A 24,549-nucleotide genomic window follows, 5' to 3' on the forward strand; every position below is an offset into this window, starting at 1 on the left:
GATGCTCGATGCTCGATGCTCGATGCTCGATGCTCGATGCTCGATGCTCGATGCTCGACCAATAAAAATTGGCACTGGCGCCGCGAGGCGCCAGTGCCAATTTTTATTTTCAGGCCCTGCAACGGCAATTGCATTTTTCTTGGTCGGTAAGGAATGATTGCGGCGGAAACTTCAGGCGGCAATTATTCTTGTGCATATGCGAATGCTTCAAGACAGCCTATTGATATCGTCTTGTCAAAAGGCTGTTTGAAGGATAAGCAATGATTGTAACGTTGTGTTATGAAATCAATCCCTCATTTCCTCGCACCTTGACTTTGCATTTTGCGCAAACATTGCCGCAATACGCATAATTTTCAATGGATTCAAGTCCCCATCCCCAATCGATGGCCCAGACAAACAAAAGCGGCCCCTTGGGGGCCGCTGGTTCCGGGGCAATGGCGACTCAGGCGCTGCGCAGGCTTTTGGCTGCTCCGGCCAGTGCGGTGATCCGCTTCCAGTCACCCTGCTCCAGCGCATCGGCAGGCACCAGCCAGGAGCCACCCACGCAGACCACGTTGGACAGCGCCAGGAATTGCGCCGCATTGTCTGGAGACACGCCGCCCGTGGGGCAGAACCGCACGTCGCCGAACGGGCCTTGCCAGGCCTTGAGCATGGCCGTGCCGCCCGCCTGTACGGCGGGGAAGAATTTCAGCTCGTTGAAGCCGTCGTCCTGGGCGGCCATGATTTCGCCGCTGGTGGCCACGCCGGGCAGCAGCGGCAGCTGCAGGGCCTGGCAGGCCTGGCCCAGTGCGCTGGTGTAGCCGGGGCTCACGGCAAAGCGCGCACCGGCGCTGGCGGCGGTACGGGCATCGGCGGCGCTGCGCACGGTGCCGGCACCCACGATGGCCTCGGGCACGGCACGTGCAATGGCTTCGATGCTGGCCAGGCCCTCGGGCGTACGCAGCGTGACTTCCAGTATGCGGATGCCGCCCGCGACCAGGGCCTGGGCCATGGGCACGGCATGTGCGACGTTGTTCAGGACGATGACCGGGATGACCGGCGCGTCCTGCATGATGGCCAGTGCCGTCAGTCGTTGATCCATGTGCAAGCTCCCTCTTCTGCGCTGAGCGCGTGGCGCCGGAATCCGGCAAACAGTTCGCGGCCAAAGCCCCGGCCGTTGGCCTGGCGCAGTGCCTGCGGCATGGTGGCCAGGGGCCGCTGCTGCCATTCGGTGTCATCGACCAGCACGGCCAGGGTGCCGGCCACGGCGTCCAGGCGTACCAGGTCGCCGTCTTGCAGGCGCGCCAGCGGTCCGCCCACGCAGGCCTCGGGCGAGACATGGATGGCGGCGGGCACCTTGCCCGAGGCGCCGCTCATGCGGCCGTCCGTGACCAGGGCCACCTTGTAGCCCTTGCCCTGCAGCACGGCCAGCGGTGGGGTGAGCTTGTGCAGTTCGGGCATGCCGTTGGCGCGCGGACCCTGCCAGCGCACCACGCAGATGACATCGCGGTCCAGCTCGCCGGCCTTGAAGGCCTGCTGCAGTGCTTCCTGCGAGTCGAAGACGCGCGCGGGCGCCTCGACCACATGGCGGTCCTCGGGCACGGCGCTGACCTTGATCACGCTGCGCCCCAGGTTGCCGGACAGCAGCTTGAGCCCGCCCGTGGCGCTGAAAGGCGCATCGGCCGGGCGCAGCACGGACAGGTCGCCGGAGACTTCGGCCTCGTGCCAGACGAGATGGCCGTCGTCCACGGCGGGAATGCGCGCAAATTCCTGCAGGCCCTCGGGCCGCACGGTGAGCACATCGCCATGCATGAGGCCGGCCTTCAGCAGCTGGCCGATCACATAGCCCGGCCCGCCTGCCGCCTGGAACTGGTTCACGTCGGCGCTGCCGTTGGGATAGACGCGGGCCAGCAGCGGCACCACGCCCGAGAGTTCCGAAAAATCATTCCAGTCGATGACGATTCCTGCCGCACGCGCTACGGCCACCCAATGGATCAGGTGGTTGGTCGATCCGCCCGTGGCCAGCAGGGCCACCATGGCGTTGACGATGCAGCGCTCGTCCACCACATGGCCAATGGGCGCGAAGCGGCGGTTCTTGGTGATGGCCAGCGCGCTGCGCATGGCCTCGCGCGTGAGCAGTTCGCGTTCGCCTTCGGCCGGGTTGATGAAGGCCGTGCCCGGCACATGCAATCCCATGGCCTCCAGCAGCATCTGGTTGCTGTTGGCCGTGCCGTAGAAGGTGCAGGTGCCTTCGCCGTGGTAGGCCGCCGTTTCGGCGGCCAGCAGTTCCTTGCGGCCCACCAGGCCCTGCGCGGCCTGCTCGCGCACCTTGGCCTTGTCGCCATTGGACAGGCCCGAGGTCATGGGGCCGGCCGGCACGAACACCGTGGGCAGATGGCCGAAATGCAGGGCCCCGATCAGCAGGCCCGGCACGATCTTGTCGCAAATGCCCAGCATCAGCGCGGCGTCGAACACGTCGTGCGAGAGCGCGATGGCCGTGCCCATGGCAATGGCATCCCGGCTGAACAGGCTCAGTTCCATGCCGGGCGCGCCCTGGGTCACGCCGTCGCACATGGCCGGCACGCCGCCGGCGACCTGCGCCGTGGCGCCGAGCTTGCGCGCCTCGTCCTTGAGGATGTCGGGATAGCGTGCCAGCGGCGCATGGGCCGAGAGCACGTCGTTGTACGCGGTGACGATGGCGACGTTGGGCGCCTTCTCTTCCACGATGCGTATGCGGTCGCCGCCTGGAATGCCCGCAAAGGCATGGGCCACATTGGCGCAGCCCATGGACTGGGCGCCGGGCGGGCGCGCGGCCATGGCGTCCACCTGCTCCAGGTAGGCGGCGCGTGATTGGGCACTGCGCTCGCGGATGCGGCGCGTGACCTGCTCGACGATGGGGTGGATGGTGCTCATGCGGGGTTCCTGCGGATGCGCTGGTGCGCGTTTTCTCTCTGTCGCGTTGTCTTTATGGGAAATGTCGGCCGGGGCATCCCTCCCAGGTGCGTCCGGCCCTGCTCCGAAGCTTACTTCACTGCACGCGCCTGCTTGACGGCGGCCTGCACCTCGTCCCACGTGCCCTGGCCCACGGTCTTGGCAATGCCGGCATTCACCGCCGCGAGCTTGTCGCGCATGCGGCTGGCTTCTGCGGCGGGCAGCTCGTTGACCTGCATGCCCTTGGCCTTGATGTCGGCCAGGGCCTTGGCGGCTTCCTCGCGCGTGTCCTTGCGTTCGAACTCGCGGCTCTTGACGGCGGCATCCTGCAGCACCTTCTTCTCGGCCGGGCTCAGCGTGTCCCACCACTTCTTGCTGACGGTGACGATCCAGGGGCTGTAGACGTGGTTGGACACCGTGAGGTACTTCTGCACTTCATAGAACTTGCTGGACAGCACGGTGTTGAAGGGGTTTTCCTGACCATCGACGGCACGGGTCTCCAGCGCCGTGAACAGCTCGGAGAACGGCAGCGGCACGGCATTGGCGCCCAGGGCCTTGAAACTGTCCAGGAAGACGTTGTTCTGCATCACGCGCAGCTTCACGTCGGCCAGGTCTTCCATCTTGGCGATGGGGCGCTTGTTGTTGGTGAGGTTGCGGAAACCGTTTTCCCAATAGACCAGGCCCACCATGCCCTTGGGCTCCAGCGTGGCCTTGACCTTCTCGCCCACGGGGCCGTCCAGCACGGCGTCGGCTTCCTTGACATTGCTGAACAGGAAGGGCGTGTCCCAGACGGCCATCTCGGGCGACAGGCCCACCAGGGTGGCTGTGGAGCCGACCATCATCTCCTGTGCGCCGCCGATCAGCGCCTGCTGCATCTGCGTGTCCGAGCCCAGCGAGGCATTGCCGATGGCACGCACCTTCATCTTGCCGCCCGTGGCCTTCTCGACCTCCTTGGCAAAGAAGCGCGCCGCGCGGCCCTGGTTGGACTCATCGACCAGGCCATAGCCGAAGCGCACGATGCGCGGCTTGAAGTCCTGGGCCATGGCCTGGCCCGTGGCGGCCAGCGTGGTGACGGCGGCCATCAGGCCGGCGAGTGCAAAGGGAATACGCATGTTCATCTCCTTGGGTTGTAGTGAGGGATCAATGCATCCAGCGCAGAGGGGCCAGGATGATTTGCGGAAAAATCACGAAAAGCACGGCAAGCAGCACATAGACCATCAGGAACGGGTTCGTGCCCTTGATCACGGTCTCCATGCGCAGCCGGCCCACGCCGGCGACCACGTTCTGCACCGTTCCCACGGGCGGCGTGATCAGGCCGATGCAGCCCACATAGATGAACATGAAGCCGAAGTAGATGGGATCGATGCCGGCCTTGACGGCCAGCGGCGCGCACACGGGGCCGAAGATCAGGATGGTTGGCGTCAGGTCCATGGCCGTGCCCACCACCAGCAGGAACAGCATCATCGTGGCCATGAACAGCACGGGACTGCCCAGCAGGCCCGAGAAGCTGTCGGCCAGCATGTTGGGCAGGTCCGCCAGGGTGATCATGTAGGCCGTCACAGTGGCGGCGCCGCACAGGAACATGACCACGGCCGTGGTCTTGGCGGCGGCCAGGAACACGGCGTAGAGCCGGGTCCATGTCATCTCGCGGTAGATCACCATGGACACGAACAGCGCGTAGACGGCTGCGACCACGGCCGCCTCGGTGGGCGTGAACACGCCGCCCTTGAGGCCGCCCAGGATGATGACCGGCATCATCATGGCCCAGAAGCTCTTGGCCAGTGCCTTCAGACGCGGGCCCCAGGCCATGCGCTCGCCGCGCGACAGGTCGTACTTGCGGGCGATGGACCACCAGGCAAAGATCAGGAACACGCCCATGATCAGGCCCGGCACCACGCCCGACAGGAACAGCTTGCTGATCGAGGTGTTGGTCGTCACGCCGTAGATCACGAAGGGCATGGACGGCGGAATGATGGGCGCAATGATGCCGCCCGAGGCCAGCAGGCCCGCGCTGTAGCTGTCGGGATACTTCTGGTCGCGCATCATGGGCAGCAGGATGGTGGCCAAGGCGGCGGTATCGGCAATGGCCGAGCCGCTCATGGACGCCAGCAGCACCGCCGCGCCAATGGCCACATAGCCCAGGCCGCCACGGATATGGCCCACATAGGCCCGCGCCAGGTCGATGATGCGGCGCGACAGGCCGCCTGCATTCATCAGCTCGCCGGCCAGGATGAAGAAGGGCACGGCCAGCAGCGGGAAGTTGTCGAAGCCGGCCTGCAGGTTCTGCGCAAGCAGCTGCGAGTCGAAGAAGTCCAGATGCCACATCAGCGCCACGCCGGTCAGCACCAGCGCCTGGGCGATGGGCATGCCGATCACCATGCCGCCAATCAGCACGGCCAGAAAGATCAGGGTCACAACCATGGTGCGTACTCCTTACTCGACCGTCGTTTCGGCATGGTTTTCTGCCGGCGCGCCACGGCGCAGGTCGCGCAGCGTCACCACCAGCAGGCCCACGGCCAGCACCAGGGTGGCCGCGGCGCCCAGGGCCAGCGGGTAGCCCAGCACCGTGCTGTAGCTGTTCAGTCCGGCCTCCACCTGGGCCCAGGAGCCCCACAGCAGCAGGCCCATGCAGACCAGGACCAGTGCCTGCGACACCCAGAACAGCACCTTGCGCGCGCCAGGCCCCACGCGGGATGTCACGAGGTCGAAGCCCAGGTGGCTGCCCTCGAAAGCGGCCACGATGGCGCCAATGGCCACCAGCCAGACGAAGAGCAGGCGCGAGATTTCCTCATAGGAAACGATGCTGGTGTGGAACACATAGCGCAGCACCACGTTGACGAACACGGCAATGACCATGCCGGCCAGGGCCAGCACCATCAGCACCTCGGCAAAGTGCTGCAGGCGCGGCTTGGGCCGGACTGCGGGGGAATCGGATTGCATGGGGCTTGTCTCCTGGCGTTATGGGTTTTGGGAGAAGGTGTCGGCCTGCGCCGCGGGCAGCACCTGCCAACTTTGGGCGCGGTGCACGATGTCGGTCAGCGGCAGCGTGGCGTCCACGGACAGCACGGCGCATTCGCCATCAGGGCGTTCCAGCGTGGCGAACTGGTTGGCCACCAGCTCGGGCGAGAAGAAGTGGCCGGCGCGCTCCTGCACGCGCTGCAGCGCCGTGTCGTAGTTCAGGTCCAGGAACACGAAGCCCACGGCACCGGCCGGGCCGGCGGCACGCAGCCGGTCGCGATACTTGCGCTTGAGGGCCGAGCAGGTCAGCACCACGCCCTGCCCCGGCATGGCCTGGGCCAGCAGCTGGGCCAGCCGGTCCAGCCAGCCGCTGCGGTCGTCGTCGGTCAGGGGGATGCCGGCCTGCATCTTGCGGATGCTTTCCTCGGCATGGTGGGCATCGCCCTCGTGCAGGGTCCAGCCCAGGGCATCGGCCAGGGCCTGCCCCACGCTGGACTTGCCGCAGCCGGAAACGCCCATGACGACCAGCGCCCGTGGGTGGGTGTCTGCGGGGGCCGCCGCGGTGGTTGTTGGGATAGCGCTATCCATGTTCTTGCAAAAATTGGCAGACCAGGGTCTGCCTTGGATTTCGTTGTGCTTCAGAGGCCTTCGTCCGGGTTTACACGCAGGAGCAAGGGCCTTCGAATGATTGGGATAGCGCTATCATAATCTTCAACCCTCCCGCCCCCGACCTAGGACAATCCCTTGGCCCGTCAGATTCCGCCTGCCTCCCCAGAATCGCCCTCCGCCGATGTTTCCGGCCCGGCCCTGCCCGCCACGGGACGCGCACGCTCCTCGCGGGCCAGCGGGCGCATCACGCTCAGCGATGTGGCACAGGCCGCTGGCGTCAGCCCCATGACGGTCTCGCGCGCCCTGCGCGGCGAGCGCCGCGTGGACCCGGCCCTGGTCGAGAAAATCCGCACGGCCGCCGCGCAGATGGGCTACGTGCCCGACCCCGCCGCTCGCGCCCTGGCCTCGCAGAAAAGCGCCCAGGTGCTGGTGCTGGTGCCCATGCTGTCCAACACCCTGTTCGTGGACCTGATCGAGGCGGTTCACAAGGTGCTGTTCTCTGCGGGCTACCACGCGCTGATCGGCGTGACCCACTACGACCGGGCCGAAGAAGAACAGCTGCTGCGCACCTACCTGCCCATGCGCCCGGCCGGCCTGCTGCTCACGGGTTTTGACCGCAGCCCCGCTGCGCGTGAACTGGTACAGGCCAGCAAGGTCCCCTGCGTGCACCTGATGGAACTGGGCGGCGAGCCTGGTGCGCCCAGCGTGGGCTTTTCGCAGGCCGAGGCCGGAGCCGCCATCACGCGGCACTTGATGGAGCGCGGACACAGGCGCATTGCCTTTTGCGCAGGCCAGCTCGATGCCCGCGTGATGCAGCGCGCCGCGGGCTACCGCCATGCCCTGCAGGCGGCGGGCCTGCATGACCCCGCCCTGGAACTGCTCTGGCCCCGCCCCACGTCGATGGCGCTGGGCGCCGAGCTGCTGGACGCGGCCCTGCGCCTGGACCCTGCCGTCGATGCCCTGTTCTTCTGCAACGACGACATCGCCCAGGGGGCACTGCTGGAGGCTCTGCGCCGGGGGATACGCGTGCCCGAGCAGATCGCCATCGCAGGCTTCAACGACCTGCCCGGCAGCGACCAGATGGTGCCGCCGCTGACCACCATCCGCACGCCGCGCGGCCATATCGGCACCGAAGGTGCGCGCATGCTGCTGCAGCTGATGCGGGGCGAGGCCGTGGAGCCGCCCAGCGTGGATCTGGGCTACGAACTGGTGGTGCGGCAGAGCAGTTGAAGCGAAGAGGGCTTTGTGCGCCCTCCTCCGTGGCCATCAGCCCGGCAGCAGGCGGCGCAGGGTCTCGGCCAGATCCTCTGCCGAGAACTTGGCCACGTAGCCGTCCGCGCCAACGCTGCGCACATGGTCTTCGTTGGCCGATCCGGACAGCGAGGAATGGATGAGCACGGGAATGGAATGGAAGCGCGCGTCCTGCTTGATGTGGCGGGTGAGCGTGAAGCCGTCCATCTCGGGCATCTCCAGGTCGGTCAGCACCAGGGCGACCTTGTCGGCCACCGTCAGGCCCTCTGCCTGGGCGCTGTCGGCAATGGCGTTGAGGCGGTCCCAGGCCTCCTTGCCGGACTTGAGCATTTCATACGGTGCCTGCAGGACCTTGAGCTCCTTCTCGATCAGCGAGCGCGCCACGAAGGAATCATCGGCGGCCAGCACGATGGCGCCGGGCTTGAGCTTGAGCCTGGCGCCCACTTTTTCCGGCGTGATTTCCTGGGCGTCGGTGGGAGACACCAATTGCAGGATGGCCTCCACATCCAGCACCTGGGCCAGGCGCGAGTTGTCGGTGTCGCCATCCAGGCGGGCGATGCTGGTGACCAGCTTGCCGCCGGTGCCGCTGGCCTCGGCCGACAGCACCTGCTTCCAGTCCAGGCGCACGATGTCCTCGACGGACTCCACCGCGAATGCCTGGGTGGTGCGCGCATATTCGGTGACCAGCATGATGTTCAGGCCGGTCTGGGGCTTACAGCCCATGATGGCGGGAAGATTCAGCACCGGGATCACCTGCCCGCGCAGGTTTGCCACACCCAGCGAATGGGCCGTGCCCCCCGCGATGGGCGTGATGTGCGGCATGGCCACGATTTCGCGGACCTTGAACACATTGATACCGAACAGCTCGGACTGGCCCAGGCCGGAGTCGCTGCCCAGCCGGAACAGCAGCAGCTCGAACTTGTTGTTGCTGGTGAGGTTGGTGCGCTCGTCGATCTCTCTTTGAGCTGCCTTGGAATTGAGGTTCATGCCGGTCCTGGAGAGTGACACATATTTTTACAAATTCTAAAGCGAGCGCCTCGGATTTAGCAAAAATTTATTGCGCAACGCAGCTTGCCTGTGGCGCCAACAACGCAGCAGCGCTGGGTCAAGGTATGGGCCGGCCGTGCGACAGCGCCGTCGGGTTCAAGGCCGGATCTGAACAGACAGGTCCATATCCGGTCAATATAGGAAGATGGATCTTTCCGCCAGCACCATGAGGAGCGCGCCATGCCACCCGTTACCGCCCAACTTTTCGCCACTGATGGCGTTCAAGCCGTAAAGCTGCCTGCCGAGTTTCGCTTCGAAGATCGAGCCGAGGTGTATATCCGCCGCGATGAAAACACCGGAGACGTCATTCTTTCGACCATTCCTCGCGCGGACTGGAGTGAATTCATGCGGCTGCGCCACCAGCTGGGGCATGCGGCCGAGTCGGCCCTCCCCGCGCGCCAACAGGGCAGCGAGCAACGCGATCCCTTCCAAGGGTGGGAGGAATGATGCTGTACATGCTGGACACCAATGCCGCCAGCGAAGCCATCCGGGGCAATCCCTTGTTTGATGCGCGCTTGCAAGCCCTCGCACCAGGGCAGTGGTGCGTAGGTGCAGTGACCTGTTCCGAGCTGCGCTATGGAATTGCCCGGCGGCCCGAGGCGGTACGGCTGGCACGGATCGTGGAGGCGTTCCAGCACATCACCGCCATCCTGCCCTGGGACGCCAGGGCGGCCAACCAGCATGGTCAGCTGCGTGCTTATCTGCGTGCCCAGGGCTCGCCGATTGGAGACTTCGACGAAATGATCGCCGCACATGCGCTGGCCCTGGACGCGATCCTGGTCACAGACAATGTGCGGCATTTCGAACGCATTCCCGGGCTCAGGATCGAAAACTGGCTGCGTCAGGGGCATTGATCCCGGCGCCGGGAAAGAGGTTACGCGCAGGAATCACTCGAATTCCAGGATCACATCGTCCACGGCCAGCGAATCGCCCTTGCTGGCACTGATCTTGCCGACCACGCCGTCCTGGGACGCGAACAGGATGTTCTCCATCTTCATCGCCTCGATCACCGCCAGCTTCTCGCCGGCCTGCACCTTCTGGCCCGGCTGCACGGCCACGTCCACCAGCAGACCCGGCATGGGCGACAGCAGGAACCTGGACAGGTCCGGCGGCGCCTTGTAGGGCATGAGGCGGTGCAGTTCGCCGCCGCGCGGCGAGAGCACCAGGGCGTCGATCTGCGTGCCGTTGTGGATGACGCGCAGGGCCAGCGGGTTCCTGGCCGTGCCGCGCTCGACCTGGGCCGTGAAGGGCTTGCCGTTGCAGCTGCCCTGCACGCACATGGCACGCATGGGGGTTTCGCTGCGGAAGGTGTAGGGCTTGCCATCCACCGTGACCGTGCTGGCGCGGCTTTCGGCGTCGAAGTCCGAGACCTGCACGGCGCGGTACTGGTGCTGGCCTTCGGCGCCCAGCACGACCACGCAGTAGTCGGCCGAGACCTTGAGCTCGTGCCCCCGCATCTGGCCGCTGATGGTGGCGGCGCGCGCGCGGTAGCGGCGGTTCATGTGGCCGGCCAGGGCGACCAGGAAGTCCGGGTCGCCGTGGGGCACGTCCTCGGCGTGGAAGCCGTGGGAGTAGTGCTCGGCGATGAAGCCGGTGTTGAAGTCGCCGCTCTTGAACTTGGGATGGGCCAGCAGCGCGGCCTGGAACGGGATGTTGGAGCTGATGCCCCGGATCACGAAGGCATTGAGCGCCTCGCGCATCTTGGCGATGGCGTCGTTGCGGTCGCTGCCGTGCACGATGAGCTTGGCGATCATCGAGTCGTAGAACATCGGAATTTCGCCGCCCTCATAGACGCCCGTATCCACGCGCACGCCGTGCAGGTGGCCGGTGTCGGCCTGCCACATGGTCTGCTCGGGCGGCGCAAAGCGCACCAGGCGGCCCGTGGAGGGCAGGAAGTTTCGGAACGGGTCCTCGGCGTTGATGCGGCACTCGATGGCCCAGCCATTGCGCTTGACGTCTTCCTGCGCGATGGCCAGCTTCTCGCCAGCGGCCACGCGGATCATCTGCTCGACCAGGTCCAGGCCGGTGATGCACTCGGTCACCGGGTGCTCCACCTGCAGGCGGGTGTTCATTTCCAGGAAGTAGAAATCCTGGTCCTTGCCGACCACGAACTCCACCGTGCCCGCGCTCTGGTAGCCCACGGCCTTGGCCAGGGCCACGGCCTGCTCTCCCATGGCGCGGCGCGTGGCGTCGCTGATGAAGGGGGACGGCGCCTCTTCGATCACCTTCTGGTGCCGGCGCTGGATGGAGCATTCGCGCTCGTTCAGGTAGATCACGTTGCCGTGGCCGTCGCCCAGCACCTGGATCTCGATGTGGCGCGGCTCCTGCACGAACTTCTCGATGAAGATGCGGTCGTCGCCAAAGCTGTTGCGTGCCTCGTTCTGGCAGCTGGCAAAGCCCTCGAAGGCTTCCTTGTCGTTGTAGGCCACGCGCAGGCCCTTGCCGCCGCCGCCGGCGCTGGCCTTGATCATCACGGGGTAGCCGATGCCCTTGGCGATTTCCACGGCGGCCTCGGGGCCGGCAATGGGGTCGTTGTAGCCGGGGATGGTGCTCACGCCGGCCTTGTCGGCCAGCTTCTTGGAGGCGATCTTGTCGCCCATGGCCGCAATGGCCGCGTGCTTGGGGCCGATGAAGGTGATGCCCTCTTCCTCCACGCGCCGGGCGAAGGCCTCGTTCTCGGACAGGAAGCCGTAGCCCGGGTGCACGGCCTGGGCGCCGGTCTGCTTGCACGCGGCAATGATGCGGTCGGCCTGCAGGTAGGACTCGCGGCTGGGCGCGGCGCCGATGTGCACGGCCTCGTCGGCCAGCTTGACGTGGCGTGCCTCGCGGTCCGCATCGGAGTACACCGCCACGGTCTGTATGCCCATTTTGCGGGCGGTGGCGATGACACGGCAGGCAATCTCGCCGCGGTTGGCAATCAGGATCTTATTGAACATCTTCTTAGCCCATTCTTGGAACTAAATCATGGGAACCGGAGCTGTCGTCAGCTTCGCTGTCCCTGTTTTGCGCTTCGCCAGCACTGTCAGTAACCGGCGCGACCAAAGCGAGGGACACCGAGGAAGGGCCTAGGCCGGCCGCGCCGCCCCGCACCGAGGGTGTCTCGCGAAGCGAGTTAGAGAGGGGGAAGCGGCGGAGCCGCTCAGGGGGTGCTTCACAAGGGGATGTTTCCATGCTTGCGCCACGGATTTTCCAGCTGCTTGTTCTTGAGCATCTGCAGCGAGCGGCAGATGCGCTTGCGCGTCTCATGCGGCTGGATCACATCGTCGATGAAGCCGCGCGCGCCTGCCACGAAGGGGTTGGCGAAGCGGGTCTTGTACTCGGCCTCGCGCGCTGCCAGCTTGGCGGGGTCGTTCTTGTCCTCGCGGAAGATGATCTCCACGGCGCCCTTGGCGCCCATCACGGCGATCTCGGCATGGGGCCAGGCCAGGTTGACGTCGCCGCGCAGGTGCTTGGAGGCCATCACGTCATAGGCGCCGCCGTAGGCCTTGCGCGTGATGACGGTGATTTTCGGCACCGTGGCCTCGGCGTAGGCGTACAGCAGCTTGGCGCCGTGCTTGATGATGCCCCCGTACTCCTGGCTGGTGCCGGGCATGAAGCCGGGCACGTCCACGAAGGTGACCACGGGGATGTTGAAGGCATCGCAGAAACGCACGAAGCGCGCGGCCTTGATGGAGCTCTTGATGTCCAGGCAGCCGGCCAGCACCAGGGGCTGGTTGGCGACGACGCCCACGGTCTGCCCGTCCATGCGCGCAAAGCCGGTGATGATGTTCTTGGCGTAGTCGGGCTGCAGCTCGAAGAAGTCGCCGTCGTCCACGGTCTTGAGGATCAGCTCCTTCATGTCGTAGGGCTTGTTGGCGTTGTCGGGCACCAGGGTGTCCAGCGACTTGTCGGCGCGGTCCACGGGGTCCGAGGTGTAGCGCACGGGCGCCTTCTCGCGGTTGTTCAGCGGCAGGTAGTTGTAGAGGCGGCGCAGCATCATCAGCGCCTCCACGTCGTTGTCGAAGGCCATGTCGGCCACGCCGCTGCGCGTGGTGTGGGTGATGGCGCCGCCCAGCTCCTCGGCCGTGACCTCCTCGTGCGTCACGGTCTTCACCACTTCGGGGCCGGTGACGAACATGTAGCTGCTGTCCTTGACCATGAAGATGAAGTCCGTCATGGCCGGCGAATACACGGCGCCGCCCGCGCAGGGGCCCATGATCATGGAGATCTGCGGCACCACGCCGCTGGCCAGCACGTTCTTCTGGAACACATCGGCATAGCCGCCCAGGGAGGCCACGCCTTCCTGGATGCGGGCGCCGCCCGAGTCGTTGAGGCCGATCACGGGGGCGCCGACCTTCATGGCCTGGTCCATGATCTTGCAGATCTTCTCGGCATGGGTCTCGGACAGCGCGCCGCCGAAGACGGTGAAGTCCTGGCTGAAGACGAAGACCAGGCGGCCGTTGATCATGCCGTAGCCGGTGACCACGCCGTCGCCGGGGATCTTGCTGTTTTCCATGCCGAAGTCGGTGCAGCGGTGCTCGACGAACATGTCCCATTCCTCGAAGGTGCCGTCGTCCAGCAGCAGCTCGATGCGCTCTCGCGCCGTGAGCTTGCCCTTCTTGTGCTGTGCGTCTATGCGCTTTTGGCCGCCACCCAGGCGGGCCTGTTCGCGCTTTGTCTCCAGTTGATCCAGGATGTCTTGCATGCTGCGATTCCTCTAACGTCTAACGGTACGGGTTGCTGGTGTTGTCTTGTCTGCGGTCACTGCGGCGCTGCGGCGGGTGCAGTCGCCGGCGCTGAAGATGGCGCCATTGCGGGCCCGGCCTGTGCCTGCAGCAGATTTCTGGCGGCCGTGCTGGCCGCGATGCGCCCTGCTGCCACATCGGCCTGCAGCTGGGGCAGCAGCGCCCGCACCTGCGGATGCTGTCGGAAGGCCTGCTTGAGGCCGGAGTCGATGCGCTCCCACATCCAGGACAGGGCCTGGCGTTCGCGGCGCAGCGCCAGGCGGCCGTTGGCCTGCTGCAGGCGGCGGAATTCCTCCACCGCGCTCCAGAAGCCGTCAACGCCCTCTTGCTTGAGCGCGCTGATGGTGATGACCCTGGGCTGCCACAGGCGCTCGTCGTGGTGGGCGTGCTCGGGATTGCCGTGCATGCCCAGCAGGCGCAGGCTGGAGGTGATCTGGGCCTGCGCGCGCGTGGCGGCATGGGGATCGATGTCGGCCTTGTTGATGACGACCAGGTCAGCCAGCTCCATCACGCCCTTCTTGATGGCCTGCAGGTCATCGCCCGCATTGGGCAGTTGCAGCAGGCAGAACATGTCGCACATGCCCTGCACGGCGATCTCGCTCTGGCCCACGCCCACGGTCTCGACGATGACCACATCGTAGCCAGCAGCCTCGCAGACCAGCATGGCCTCGCGGGTTTTCTCGGCCACGCCGCCCAGGGTGCCGCTGCTGGGGCTGGGGCGGATGTAGGCGTCCAGGTGAACGGACAGATGCTCCATGCGCGTCTTGTCGCCAAGGATGGAGCCGCCCGACACGGTGGATGAGGGGTCGATGGCCAGCACCGCCACCCGCAGGCCGCGTGCGATGAGGAACAGGCCTAGCGTTTCGATGAAGGTGCTTTTGCCCACGCCCGGCACGCCGCTGATGCCCAGGCGGAAAGACCCGCCCGTATGCGGCAGCAGGGCCGTGAGCAGCACATCGGCCGCCGCACGGTGGTCGGCGCGCGTGGATTCCAGCAGGGTGATGGCCTTGGCCATGGCCCGGCGCTGAACGGCGGGGTTGCCGTTCAGGATGCCGTCTTGCATTTGCTCGGGAGTCACTGCGGCGGGCTCAGAGGCTGTTGGCCTGGCGGATCTGTTCGAGCACATCCTTGGCGCTGGCCGGTATGGGGGTGCCTGGGCCGTAGACGCCCTTGACGCCGGCGTTGTAGAGGAAGTCGTAGTCCTGCGCGGGAATCACGCCGCCCACGAAGACGATGATGTCGTCCGCGCCCTGGCGGCGCAGCTCCTCGATGATGGCCGGCACCAGGGTCTTGTGGCCGGCCGCCAGCGTGGACACGCCCACGGCGTGCACGTCGTTCTCGATGGCCTGGCGCGCGCATTCCTCGGGCGTCTGGAACAGAGGGCCCATGTCCACGTCGAAGCCCAGGTCGGCAAAGGCCGTGGCCACCACCTTGGCGCCGCGGTCATGGCCGTCCTGGCCCAACTTGGCGATCATCACGCGCGGGCGTCGGCCCAGTTGCTCGGACGATGCATCGATCTCGCCCTTGAGCTTTTCCCAGCCCTCGGCCGAGTCGTAGGCTGCTGCATACACGCCGGTCACCTTTTGCGTATCGGCGCGGTGGCGCCCGAAAACCTTCTCCAGCGCATCCGAGACCTCACCCACCGTGGCGCGCAGGCGCACGGCCTGGATGGCCAGGTCCAGCAGGTTGCCCTCGCCGCTTTCGGCGGCCTGGGTCAGCGCCTGCAGGGCGGCCTCGACCTTGGCCGCATCGCGGCTGGCCTTGATCTGGTTCAGGCGTGCGATCTGGCTGTCGCGCACCTTGACGTTGTCCACCTCGAGGATGTCGATGGGATCTTCCTTGGCCAGCTTGTACTTGTTGACGCCAACGATGACATCCTTGCCCGAGTCGATGCGCGCCTGCTTCTCGGCGGCGGCGGCCTCGATCTTGAGCTTGGCCCAGCCCGAGTCCACGGCGGCCGTCATGCCGCCCATGGCCTCGACCTCCTCGATGATCTTCCAGGCGGCGTCGGCCATGTCCTGGGTCAGCTTTTCCATCATGTAGCTGCCGGCCCAGGGGTCGATCACATTGGTGATGTGGGTCTCTTCCTGGATGATCAGCTGCGTGTTGCGCGCAATGCGGGCCGAGAACTCGGTGGGCAGCGCAATGGCTTCGTCAAAGCTGTTGGTGTGCAGGCTCTGCGTGCCGCCGAACACCGCGGCCATGGCCTCGATGGTGGTGCGCACCACGTTGTTGTAGGGGTCCTGCTCGGTCAGCGACCAGCCCGAAGTCTGGCAGTGCGTGCGCAGCATCAGGCTCTTGGCCTTCTTGGCGCCGAAGCCCTTCATGATGCGGCACCACAGCAGGCGGGCCGCGCGCATCTTGGCGATTTCCAGGTAGAAATTCATGCCGATGGCCCAGAAGAAGGACAGCCGGCCCGCGAAATCGTCCACATCCATGCCCTTGGCCGTGGCGGTCTTCACGTACTCCTTGCCGTCGGCCAGCGTGAAGGCCAGTTCCAGCGCCTGGTTGGCGCCCGCCTCCTGCATGTGGTAGCCCGAGATCGAGATCGAGTTGAACTTGGGCATGTTCTTGCTCGTGTACTCGATGATGTCGCCGATGATGCGCATCGACGGCTGGGGCGGGTAGATATAGGTGTTGCGGACCATGAACTCCTTGAGGATGTCGTTCTGTATGGTCCCCGACAGCTGGTCCTGGGCCACGCCCTGCTCCTCGGCCGCCACCACGTAGCCGGCCAGCACGGGCAGCACGGCGCCGTTCATGGTCATGGACACGCTGATTTTGTCCAGCGGGATCTGGTCGAACAGCACCTTCATGTCCTCGACCGAATCGATGGCCACGCCGGCCTTGCCCACGTCGCCCGTCACACGCGGATGGTCGCTGTCGTAGCCGCGGTGCGTGGCCAGGTCGAAGGCCACCGACACGCCCTGCCCGCCGGCGGCCAGCGCCTTGCGGTAGAAGGCGTTGGACTCCTCGGCCGTGGAAAAGCCCGCGTACTGGCGAATGGTCCAGGGCCGGCCCGCGTACATGGTGGCCTGCGGGCCGCGGATGTAGGGCTCGAAGCCTGGCAGGCTATCCGTATGGGGCAGGTTGGCCGTGTCTGCCACCGTGTACAGCGGCTTGACGTCGATGCCGTCGGGCGTGGTCCAGTGCAGTGCCTGGATGTCGCCCCCGGGAGCGGCCTTGGCGGCCGCCTGGGCCCATTTCTGCAGGTCGGCAGTTGCGAATTCCTGGCCGTTCTGCGCTGTCGGATGGTCTTGTCTCATGTTCTCAGGCTCGTGAATGACAGGTGCCCTTGAGGGCATGCCCCAGAGCTGCCGCAGTTTACATCATTCATAATTATTCATTCAAAATATCTTTGCCGATACAATCCGGGCCACATGTCGACAAACACCCTCACTCCCCGCGCTCTCTACGAACAGGTGGCAGAGAAGCTGCGCCTGCGCATCTTCGAGCACGAGCTGGCGCCCGGTGACTGGATCGACGAACTGAAGATTGCCGAGGAATACGGCATCAGCCGCACCCCGCTGCGCGAGGCCCTGAAGGTGCTGGCCGCCGAGGGCCTGGTCACCATGAAGGTGCGCCGTGGCGCCTATGTGACCGAGGTGTCGTCCAAGGACATTGCCGATGTCTATCACCTGCTGAGCCTGCTGGAATCCGATGCCGTTCAGGTGGTGGCCGAATCGGGCAGCGACGAAGAGCTTGCCGCCCTGCAGCAGACCCACGAGGAACTCAAGACGCAGACGCGCGATGCAGACCGCTTCTTCGAACTCAACGAGAGCTTTCACATGCAGCTGCTGCAGATTGCCGACAACCGCTGGCGCAACCAGCTGGTGGCCGATCTGCGCAAGGTGATGAAGCTCAACCGCCACAAGTCGCTGTTCAAGCAGGGCCGCATCGAGGATTCGCTGGCCGAGCACGAGACCGTCATGCAAGCCCTGCTGCGCCGCGATGGCGCTGCAGCGGCCCAGGCCATGCGTCAGCACTTCCAGAACGGCCTGGCTGCGGCGTCCTGAAGCCTGCCGTTCGGCGCTCTTGCACAGCCGGCACCAGCTGGCGCGGCCATGACGCGCAGGCGGCCGCCCCGTCTGGAATCGGGCCTGGTGTGCAACGGTGGCGACGTAGGCAGACATGCGGCTCCTGGTTGGTTTCAGAGTGGACACACGAATACGCTGCAGTGCAGCATAAACGCGTGCGCCGCACCCACTCATGTCCGAAGCTGACGCCAGGACCTGCGGAAAGCCCCGGCTATCATCAGCGGCTACATACACTTCGGCCCGCACCCTCCTCGCATGAGCATCCAAGACCCAGCCCGCGCCCCTTCCCTGGCCATGAGCCTGCCAGCCGATGCCAGCATGGCCACGGCCTCCACCCTGGTGGAAATGCTGGCCCTGCGCGTGCAGCAGACGCCCGCAGGCGAGGCCTACCGGGCCTATGACGAGGATGCGCGCAGCTGGAAGACGCTGAACTGGGCACAGGCCGGCGAGCGCGTGGCCCTCTGGGCGCAGGCGCTGGCCGCGCAGGAGCTGCCGGCAGGATCGCGCATCGCCATCCTGCTGCCCAACGGTCTGGACGCCATGTCCATCGACCTGGCCAGCCTGCGCTGCGGCCATGTGCCCGTGCCGCTGCACGCCATAGACAACGCGGGCAGCATTGCCTACATCCTGGCCAACGCCCAGGTGTCCATGCTGTTCGTGGCACAGCAATCCACCTGGGACAAGATCTGCGCCACAGGCCAGGCCCTGCCCGCGTTGCGCAAGGTGGTCGTGGCATCGGCCAAGCCGGCTTCCCGGGCCGCAGAGCCTGAAACCGAAGGCGATGCCGCCGCACTGGAGGCCCTGCGCCAGATCCCCGTGCAGCCGCTGGCCCAATGGCTCGCTGAAGGCGACGCAGTCCCCCTGCCCCCGCCTCCCTCTGCCGAGGACCTGGCCGCCGTGGTCTACACCTCGGGCACCACGGGCAAGCCCAAGGGCGTGATGCTCACGCACCGCAACGTGGTCTCCAACGTGCAGGCCGTGATGCAGCGGCTGCAGCCGCGCAGCGATGATGTTTTCCTCTCCTTCCTGCCGCTGTCGCACACCTTCGAGCGCACGGCTGGCTACTACCTGGCGCTGGCAGTGGGCGCCTGCGTGGCCTATGCGCGCTCGGTGGCCCAGCTGGCCGAGGATCTCAAGACCCAGCGCCCCACTGTGCTGGTGTCCGTGCCACGCATTTACGAGCGCGTGCACGCCAAGGTCATGGAGACGCTGGCCCGCGCACCGCTCAAGGCCCAGCTGTTCGAGCTGGCCCAGGCCAGGGGCTGGCAGCGCTTTTGTGAAACACAGGGCATTGCCGATGCGCAAGCGCCCCAGCCCGACGTGCCGGGCTGGATGCAATGGCTGCCCTGGCCGGTGCTCAACCACCTGGTGGCCAAGCCGCTGCTGGCCCAGTTCGGTGGCCGCGTGCGCGTGGCCGTCAGTGGCGGCGCGCCGCTGTCGCCGACGATTGCGCGCTGTTTTCTGGGCCTGGGCCTGCCGCTGATCCAGGGCTATGGAATGACGGAAACCTCGCCCGTGGTCTGCGCCAACACGCTGGAGGACAACCACCCCGCCACCGTGGGCCGCGCCTTGCCCGGCGTGGAGGTGCGGATTGGCGAGAACCGGGAGCTGCAGGTGCGTGGCCCCTGCGTGATGCGCGGCTATTGGGAGCGCCCCGAAGACACCGCCAAGACCTTCACCGACGACGGCTGGCTGCGCACGGGCGACCAGGCGGTGATCGAGGACGGGCGCGTGCGCATACAGGGACGCATCAAGGAAATCATCGTCACCTCCACCGGCGAAAAGATTCCGCCGGCCGACCTGGAGCTGGCCATTACCGGCGACCCGTTCTTCACCCAGGTCTTTGTCGTGGGCGAAGACCGCCCTTTCATCGCCGCCGTGGCCGTCATCGAGCGCGGCGAATGGCAGGCCATGGCCCAGCGCCTGGGCCTGGATCCCGAAGACCCCAAGAGCCTGAACCACTCCGCCGCCGAACGCGAAGCGCTGGCACGCATCGAAAAGCAGGTGGCCAGCTTTGCCCGCTATGCCGTGCCACGCGCCGTGCATCTGGAGCTGGAGCCCTGGACCATAGAAAACGGGCTGATGACGCCTACCCTCAAGCTCAAGCGCAACAACCTCATGACCCGGTTCGAGTCCCAGATCGCCGCCATGTACAGCAAGCCTGCCGAGCGCTGGCAAGGCCGCAACAGCGCGGGTTGACCCCTGCTTCTGACAAACAGCAGCCGCTCAAAACGGTGGCTTTTTCTATTTTTGATATGGGTTCAATTTATGTAAGTTACATTGAATTGATCAAAAAGAAAGGAAGAGCGCACTGCGCACGCTCTTCCTGGGTCTGCGTCAAGCAGCTGCCAATGTCAGGCTGGGGCTCGCCATGCCGATCTCCTTCGCCGAGCTGATCTGGAACGTGGCCACCGCCTGTGCCAGCACCCGAGCCTGCCGTTCCAGGCTGGCTGCAGCGGCTGCCGACTCTTCCACCAAGGCGGCATTCTGTTGCGTGACCTGGTCCATCTGGGAGACGGCCTGGGTGATCTGCCCCAGGCCACCGCTCTGCTCCACGCTGGAGGCAGAGATGGCCTCGATCAGCGACGCCACCTCGCTCACCTGGGCTTCAATGGCATCCATGGCCTTGCCTGCTTCCCGGACCTGGTTGCCGCCTGTTCGCACCTTGTCGGTGGATGCCGTGATCAGTGCCTTGATCTCCCGCGCCGCTGCGGCGCTGCGCTGGGCCAGGGAGCGCACTTCCCCGGCCACCACGGCAAAGCCCCTGCCCTGCTCGCCTGCCCGCGCGGCCTCCACCGCTGCATTGAGCGCCAGGATATTGGTCTGGAAGGCAATGGAGTCGATCACGCCCGTGATCTCGGCAATCTTTCCACTGCTGGCCGAGATTTCGTCCATGGTGCCGATGACCCTGGCGACCGCGCCGCCGCCCACGCCGGCCACCTCCTTGGCACGCACGGCCAGGGCGCTGGCCTGCCGGGCGTTCTCGGAGCTCTGGCCCACGTTGCCGGCCAGCTGCTCCATCGACGCCGCCGTTTCCTGCAGGCTGGAGGCCTGGTGCTCGGTGCGGCTGCTCAAATCCTGGTTGCCGGCAGCGATCTGGCTGGAGGCCGTGGTCACCGACTCCACCCCGCGCCGCACATCGCCAACGATGTTTGCCAGCGACTCGCGCATGGCGCTCATGGAGCGCAGCAGGTCGCCGACCTCGTCACGCCCAGTGGCCTGGATTTCCGAAGCCAGGTCGCCCTGCTCGATGTGCCGGGCCACTTCCACGGCCGACTTCAAGGGCACCGTGATGGAGCGCGTGACCATGTAGCCCAGGGCCACGGCCAGGATGACGGCAGCCGCCACAAAACCGTAGATCAGCATCTGCGACCGTGCAAAAACCTCCCTGGAGTCCCCATAGACATCCTCCGACGTCTTGAGCTGCAGCTCGACCAGCTCGCCGATCTTGGCGCTGATGGGGTCGATGCTGGCATACAGCGCGCCGTCGAACTCATCCAGGCTGCCGGCCTTCTTGCCGTCCAGCTGCTTGAGGCGCTGCAGCAGTTTGTCGATGCTCTGGTTGGCCGGCGCGAACAGTGCCTGGGCCTGTTTGGCCAGCACGGCCTCCTGCGCTGTGAGCTGGGTGGACGAGTAGCTGCGCCAGGCGGCCTCGATCGCGGGCAGCGTGCCCGAGATGCTGGCCGATGCCTCCTGCGCCGTGATCAGGCCCGCATTGGCTTTATTGACCGTGTCTATGACGTTGACGGCATAGGCATCCGCAATCTGCTTGAGCTGCTTGAGTGGAACCACACGGTCCTGGTACAGGGTCTCCGTGCCCGAAAACACATGGCCCAGCGCCCTTGCGCCGACGCCCCCTACGGCCATCAGGCAGACCAGCAGGACAAGAAAGACGGCTGTAAGCCGGGTACCGATACGCACATCGCTGAGTTTTTTCATCGCAGAACCTCTGGCCCAGTGCTGCCGTCGGTATAGGCCATCGCTATCGCATCCAGGCAGTCACATTAGCTGCCTTATCGGTAGCGGTGGCCGATTTCTTGAGAGACAAAACTCAATAAGTTCCGCGAGATGTGTAAAGACGCCCGCCACAGTGAGGATGCCCTGCCCCTGCCCTCAACCCCGTTGCCAGGCCAACCCATCCAAGGCACGGCCAATTCACTCATGTAAGTTACATTGATATCATCAAAAAAATGGCCCGTGAAAGCACGAGCCATTTCCATTCAGACGTAGACGTCGACCACACCACCCAGTCCGGGCGCCTTGTTGCTCTTCGGCTGGGACGGCGACTTGGCTTCAGCCGCCTGCTGCTGCTCGCGCTGCTTGTCGATCTGGGCCTGCTGCCTGGCGCGCATGAGCGCCTCGATCTGGCTTTGCACCATCATGATCTGCGACTGCAGCAGCTTGGCCTTCGTCTGCTTGGCCTTGGCGTCGATGTTCTCGGAAGACACTTCCTTGAGCGCCTGCTGCAGCTCCTTGAGCTTGCGCTGCAACGCAGCGATGTCATTGCCGCCGGAGGATGAAGCGGCTCCCGAGGCGGAAGCCGATGTGGAGGATGAGACTTGCATGCCTCATACATCGTCCACCGCCGCACAAACTGAAGGCCGAAAACACGCCTGCCCCGCCAGTAGTCACCCCAGCACATGCCGCAGCGCTGCCGCCGATGCAATGCCGACCAGCACCGTCGGCAGAATGGGCAGCCGGCTCGCCGCCACCAGCGTCACCACCAGTGCCAGCAGATCGGCCGGCCGCTCGGACACAAACGCCGGGGCAATCACCGAGATCAGCACGCAGCCCGGCAGGCTTTCCATCACGTACTGCATGCGCGGGCTCAGCGTGCGCCCGCGCAGCAGCAGGTAGCCGATCACCCGCGTGAAATACGTGCTGCACGCCATGAGCACCAGCGTCAGCAAGGTTGTGGCTTCCATCGCTCAGCTCCTGGGCGCCAGCAAGGCCGCGCAGATCAGGCCCGAAACGGCGCCGGCCGCCACATACCAGGCGCCAGGCACCAGCTTGTAGACCAGGGCCGCCGTCAGCAGGCTCACCAGCCAGGGCCGGCAAGGCCTGACGCCCTTCCACATGCCGCGCAGCAGCACCAGAAACACGGCGGTGAACGCCATGTCGAAGCCGTACTGCTCCAGGTCGCCAATGCGCGGTCCCAGAAACGCACCGGCCGCCGTGCACGACACCCAGGCCATGTACAGGCCCGCCGACACGCCCATGTAGTAAGGCAGGCTCACGCGCCGGGCGGCACTGCGCTGGGCGTCTGCCAGGGCCAGCGCCCAGCTTTCGTCGCACATGAAGAACAGGGCCGGCAGCGCACGGCGCCTGGGCAGATGGCGCAGATAGGGCGCCAGCGCCGCACCCATCAGGATGTGCCGGCAATTGACCAGGAAAGACATGGCGACGATCAGCAGCACATGCGGCGGCGAGGTCCACAGCCGTATGGCCGTGAACTCCGAGCCGCCGCCGAAGTTCATCCCGGTCATGAGAGGAACTTCCAGCGGTGCCAGCCCCTTTTGCACGGCCTGGGCGCCCAGCACCAGGGCAAAGGGCACGAAGCCCAGCATCACGGGAATCGCATCCCTGAAGCCGCGAAAGGCCTCGGAACTGCGGGAGACGGAATCTGCCGAAACGGCAGCGGGGGAAAGTGGAATGGATGAAGACATGGAGAGCGGCGATTGTCGGCCTGTGCCGCTGAAATTTGCTGCCGATTCATGCTTCCACCAGTCATTTCACAGCTGTTCATGCCGATTTATTCGATTAACTTGAAATTATCTGCTGCACAAGCGCCGCTCAACCCATTTCCATGGCTGGCGGCGCTCCTCGGATGGCCGCGCCTGCCCTCCTGACATTTCACGAAACCCAACAGCCATTGGCTCCCGCCATGCTGCAGTGCGTCGCAAACGGCTGTGCCGGCCAGGGCGGCGGCGGGACCATGAAGCCCTCATCACTTCGCTTCACCTGAAAGGTTCCCCATGCGCACTTCCGACTTCACCCGCTTCGTCGCCCTGACCGCCCTCAGCCTCGGCCTGGCCGGCAGCGCCCTCGCCCAGGACGCCACGCCCTCCTCCACTGCTGCCCCCACCGACCTCAGCCGAGCCCAGGTGCTGGCCGACCTGGAAATGTGGCACCGCGCCGGACTCACCTATCTCTCCGACCGCGAGATCGATGTCCGCTCCACCGAATACCAGCGCGGCCTGGAGCGCTACCAGCAACTGCGCGCCAGCCCCGCCTACCGCGAGGCCGTGGCAAGGCTGGAGAAGGGACATGCCGTGGCCCTGGACAAGTGAGCTTGAAGGCGGCCGGTGGCGGATCTGGGGAGCTGAAAGCCACCGGCGGGTCTGGATAACCCTGATACCGTCCCCGGCACCCTCGCGTCACACGGTCAAACGGTGTTTCTGCAATAATTGCCGCAACAATCATTGCGCAGTCAATTATTTCACCCGCAGACACCATGACCCAGCCTCCCCTGCCCAACGGCCTGCAGCCCTCGGACTTCTACAGCCCCGGCAGCTACACGCCCTTCGAGAGCGTGGGGTTCCTCATGCGCAAGGTGCTCAGCTCCATCCTCCAGCAGGCCGATGCGCAGTTGGCCGAGCATGAGCTGACCTATGTGCAGTGGCTGCCGCTGTACAAGCTGCTGCTGTGCAGCGATGCCACGAATGCCGGCATGGCGCGTGACCTGGGGCTGGATCCGGCCTCCATCACGCGGGCGCTGGACCGGCTGGAATCCAAGGGCATGCTGCGGCGCGAGCGCTCCACGGTGGACCGGCGCGTGGTCAAGCTGGTGCTGACCGATGAAGGCCGTGCCATGGCGGCCAAGGTGCCGCAGGTGCTGTCCAGCGTGATGAATGCCCATATGGCCGGCTTCAGCCATGACGAGTCGCGCCAGCTGCTGGACATGCTGCGCCGCCTGCTGGCCAACGGCGATGCAATGCGCGCGCCGGAGGCCGCGCCCCCGGGCACAGCGCCCGTGGCCTGACAGCGCCAGCCCCCTTTTCCCCGCCGGTTTC

General features: G+C 65.7%; 22 protein-coding genes. 7 read left to right on the forward strand and 15 right to left on the reverse strand.

Annotated features, from left to right (window positions below; translation table 11 throughout):
* Positions 1–442 precede the first annotated feature (442 nt).
* The 6 genes from eda to IAE24_RS21995 all read right to left on the reverse strand — a co-directional run bounded on the left by eda (position 443) and on the right by IAE24_RS21995 (position 6,456).
* Positions 443–1,081 (reverse strand): bifunctional 4-hydroxy-2-oxoglutarate aldolase/2-dehydro-3-deoxy-phosphogluconate aldolase, encoded by a 639-nt coding sequence (gene eda, locus IAE24_RS21970; RefSeq protein WP_199961703.1) that lies wholly within the window; start codon positions 1,079–1,081, stop codon positions 443–445.
* Complete coding sequence (gene edd / locus IAE24_RS21975) at positions 1,066–2,892, reverse strand: phosphogluconate dehydratase (protein ID WP_199961702.1); 1,827 nt, start codon at positions 2,890–2,892, stop codon at positions 1,066–1,068. Before edd ends, eda begins: the two co-directional genes overlap by 16 nt.
* Positions 2,893–3,002: 110 nt before the next feature.
* Positions 3,003–4,022: a TRAP transporter substrate-binding protein gene (locus IAE24_RS21980; RefSeq protein WP_012205590.1), complete on the reverse strand. Its 1,020-nt coding sequence runs from the start codon at positions 4,020–4,022 to the stop codon at positions 3,003–3,005.
* 28 nt (positions 4,023–4,050) lie between these two features.
* Positions 4,051–5,331 carry a TRAP transporter large permease gene (locus tag IAE24_RS21985; RefSeq protein ID WP_013802434.1) on the reverse strand — a complete coding sequence of 427 codons (1,281 nt, stop codon included), beginning with the start codon at positions 5,329–5,331 and terminating at the stop codon, positions 4,051–4,053.
* Positions 5,332–5,343: 12 nt separating this feature from the next.
* Complete coding sequence (locus IAE24_RS21990; protein WP_199961701.1) at positions 5,344–5,850, reverse strand: TRAP transporter small permease; 507 nt, start codon at positions 5,848–5,850, stop codon at positions 5,344–5,346.
* An 18-nt stretch (positions 5,851–5,868) separates the two neighbouring features.
* On the reverse strand, positions 5,869–6,456 hold the full coding sequence (locus IAE24_RS21995) for a gluconokinase (RefSeq protein ID WP_233626322.1): 588 nt from the start codon (positions 6,454–6,456) through the stop codon (positions 5,869–5,871).
* A gap of 156 nt (positions 6,457–6,612) precedes the next feature.
* Between IAE24_RS21995 and IAE24_RS22000 the strand changes: the two genes are divergently transcribed.
* Positions 6,613–7,707 (forward strand): LacI family DNA-binding transcriptional regulator, encoded by a 1,095-nt coding sequence (locus IAE24_RS22000; RefSeq protein ID WP_012205586.1) that lies wholly within the window; start codon positions 6,613–6,615, stop codon positions 7,705–7,707.
* 36 nt (positions 7,708–7,743) lie between these two features.
* Here the strand turns inward: IAE24_RS22000 and IAE24_RS22005 are convergent, their stop codons facing one another.
* Positions 7,744–8,715: a chemotaxis protein gene (locus tag IAE24_RS22005; RefSeq protein WP_199961700.1), complete on the reverse strand. Its 972-nt coding sequence runs from the start codon at positions 8,713–8,715 to the stop codon at positions 7,744–7,746.
* A gap of 240 nt (positions 8,716–8,955) precedes the next feature.
* Here IAE24_RS22005 and IAE24_RS22010 point away from each other — a divergent pair, with 240 nt between their 5' ends.
* Together IAE24_RS22010 and IAE24_RS22015 are read left to right on the forward strand one after the other, a co-directional pair.
* Positions 8,956–9,222 (forward strand): antitoxin, encoded by a 267-nt coding sequence (locus tag IAE24_RS22010; RefSeq protein ID WP_199961699.1) that lies wholly within the window; start codon positions 8,956–8,958, stop codon positions 9,220–9,222.
* Between the two features lie 8 nt (positions 9,223–9,230).
* Positions 9,231–9,629, forward strand: coding sequence for a type II toxin-antitoxin system VapC family toxin (locus tag IAE24_RS22015; protein ID WP_233626321.1), 399 nt, complete (start codon positions 9,231–9,233; stop codon positions 9,627–9,629).
* Positions 9,630–9,662: 33 nt separating this feature from the next.
* Here the strand turns inward: IAE24_RS22015 and IAE24_RS22020 are convergent, their stop codons facing one another.
* From IAE24_RS22020 to scpA, 4 genes are all read right to left on the reverse strand, one after another.
* Positions 9,663–11,711, reverse strand: coding sequence for an acetyl-CoA carboxylase biotin carboxylase subunit (locus IAE24_RS22020; protein WP_199961697.1), 2,049 nt, complete (start codon positions 11,709–11,711; stop codon positions 9,663–9,665).
* A 215-nt stretch (positions 11,712–11,926) separates the two neighbouring features.
* Positions 11,927–13,459, reverse strand: coding sequence for an acyl-CoA carboxylase subunit beta (locus IAE24_RS22025; protein ID WP_199961696.1), 1,533 nt, complete (start codon positions 13,457–13,459; stop codon positions 11,927–11,929).
* 56 nt (positions 13,460–13,515) lie between these two features.
* The gene (gene meaB / locus IAE24_RS22030; RefSeq protein ID WP_199961695.1) at positions 13,516–14,577 is read right to left on the reverse strand and encodes a methylmalonyl Co-A mutase-associated GTPase MeaB; all 1,062 of its coding nucleotides are present in this window, start codon (positions 14,575–14,577) and stop codon (positions 13,516–13,518) included.
* 10 nt (positions 14,578–14,587) lie between these two features.
* Positions 14,588–16,765, reverse strand: a complete 2,178-nt coding sequence (gene scpA, locus IAE24_RS22035; protein WP_199961694.1) for a methylmalonyl-CoA mutase — start codon at positions 16,763–16,765, stop codon at positions 14,588–14,590.
* Positions 16,766–16,879: 114 nt separating this feature from the next.
* Between scpA and IAE24_RS22040 the strand changes: the two genes are divergently transcribed.
* Both IAE24_RS22040 and IAE24_RS22045 read left to right on the forward strand, forming a co-directional pair.
* The gene (locus IAE24_RS22040; RefSeq protein ID WP_199961693.1) at positions 16,880–17,515 is read left to right on the forward strand and encodes a GntR family transcriptional regulator; all 636 of its coding nucleotides are present in this window, start codon (positions 16,880–16,882) and stop codon (positions 17,513–17,515) included.
* 276 nt (positions 17,516–17,791) lie between these two features.
* Positions 17,792–19,735: an AMP-dependent synthetase/ligase gene (locus IAE24_RS22045; protein WP_199961692.1), complete on the forward strand. Its 1,944-nt coding sequence runs from the start codon at positions 17,792–17,794 to the stop codon at positions 19,733–19,735.
* 138 nt (positions 19,736–19,873) lie between these two features.
* On the opposite strand, the gene IAE24_RS22050 is transcribed toward IAE24_RS22045, so the two are convergent.
* The 4 genes from IAE24_RS22050 to IAE24_RS22065 form a co-directional block, all read right to left on the reverse strand.
* Positions 19,874–21,475 (reverse strand): methyl-accepting chemotaxis protein, encoded by a 1,602-nt coding sequence (locus IAE24_RS22050; RefSeq protein ID WP_099750877.1) that lies wholly within the window; start codon positions 21,473–21,475, stop codon positions 19,874–19,876.
* A gap of 281 nt (positions 21,476–21,756) precedes the next feature.
* Positions 21,757–22,101: a FlxA-like family protein gene (locus IAE24_RS22055; protein WP_071955876.1), complete on the reverse strand. Its 345-nt coding sequence runs from the start codon at positions 22,099–22,101 to the stop codon at positions 21,757–21,759.
* Between the two features lie 63 nt (positions 22,102–22,164).
* The gene (locus tag IAE24_RS22060; protein WP_199961691.1) at positions 22,165–22,461 is read right to left on the reverse strand and encodes an AzlD family protein; all 297 of its coding nucleotides are present in this window, start codon (positions 22,459–22,461) and stop codon (positions 22,165–22,167) included.
* Positions 22,462–22,464: 3 nt separating this feature from the next.
* On the reverse strand, positions 22,465–23,202 hold the full coding sequence (locus IAE24_RS22065; protein WP_016446045.1) for an AzlC family ABC transporter permease: 738 nt from the start codon (positions 23,200–23,202) through the stop codon (positions 22,465–22,467).
* A gap of 309 nt (positions 23,203–23,511) precedes the next feature.
* Between IAE24_RS22065 and IAE24_RS22070 the strand changes: the two genes are divergently transcribed.
* Positions 23,512–23,826 (forward strand): DUF4148 domain-containing protein, encoded by a 315-nt coding sequence (locus tag IAE24_RS22070; RefSeq protein WP_199961690.1) that lies wholly within the window; start codon positions 23,512–23,514, stop codon positions 23,824–23,826.
* 164 nt (positions 23,827–23,990) lie between these two features.
* A complete protein-coding gene (locus tag IAE24_RS22075; protein WP_199961689.1) occupies positions 23,991–24,518 on the forward strand; it encodes a MarR family winged helix-turn-helix transcriptional regulator in 528 nt (175 codons plus the stop codon).
* The last annotated feature ends 31 nt before the right edge of the window (positions 24,519–24,549 follow it).

Source organism: Delftia sp. S65 (assembly GCF_016516495.1).
Classification (GTDB): Bacteria; Pseudomonadota; Gammaproteobacteria; order Burkholderiales; family Burkholderiaceae_C; genus Comamonas; species Comamonas acidovorans.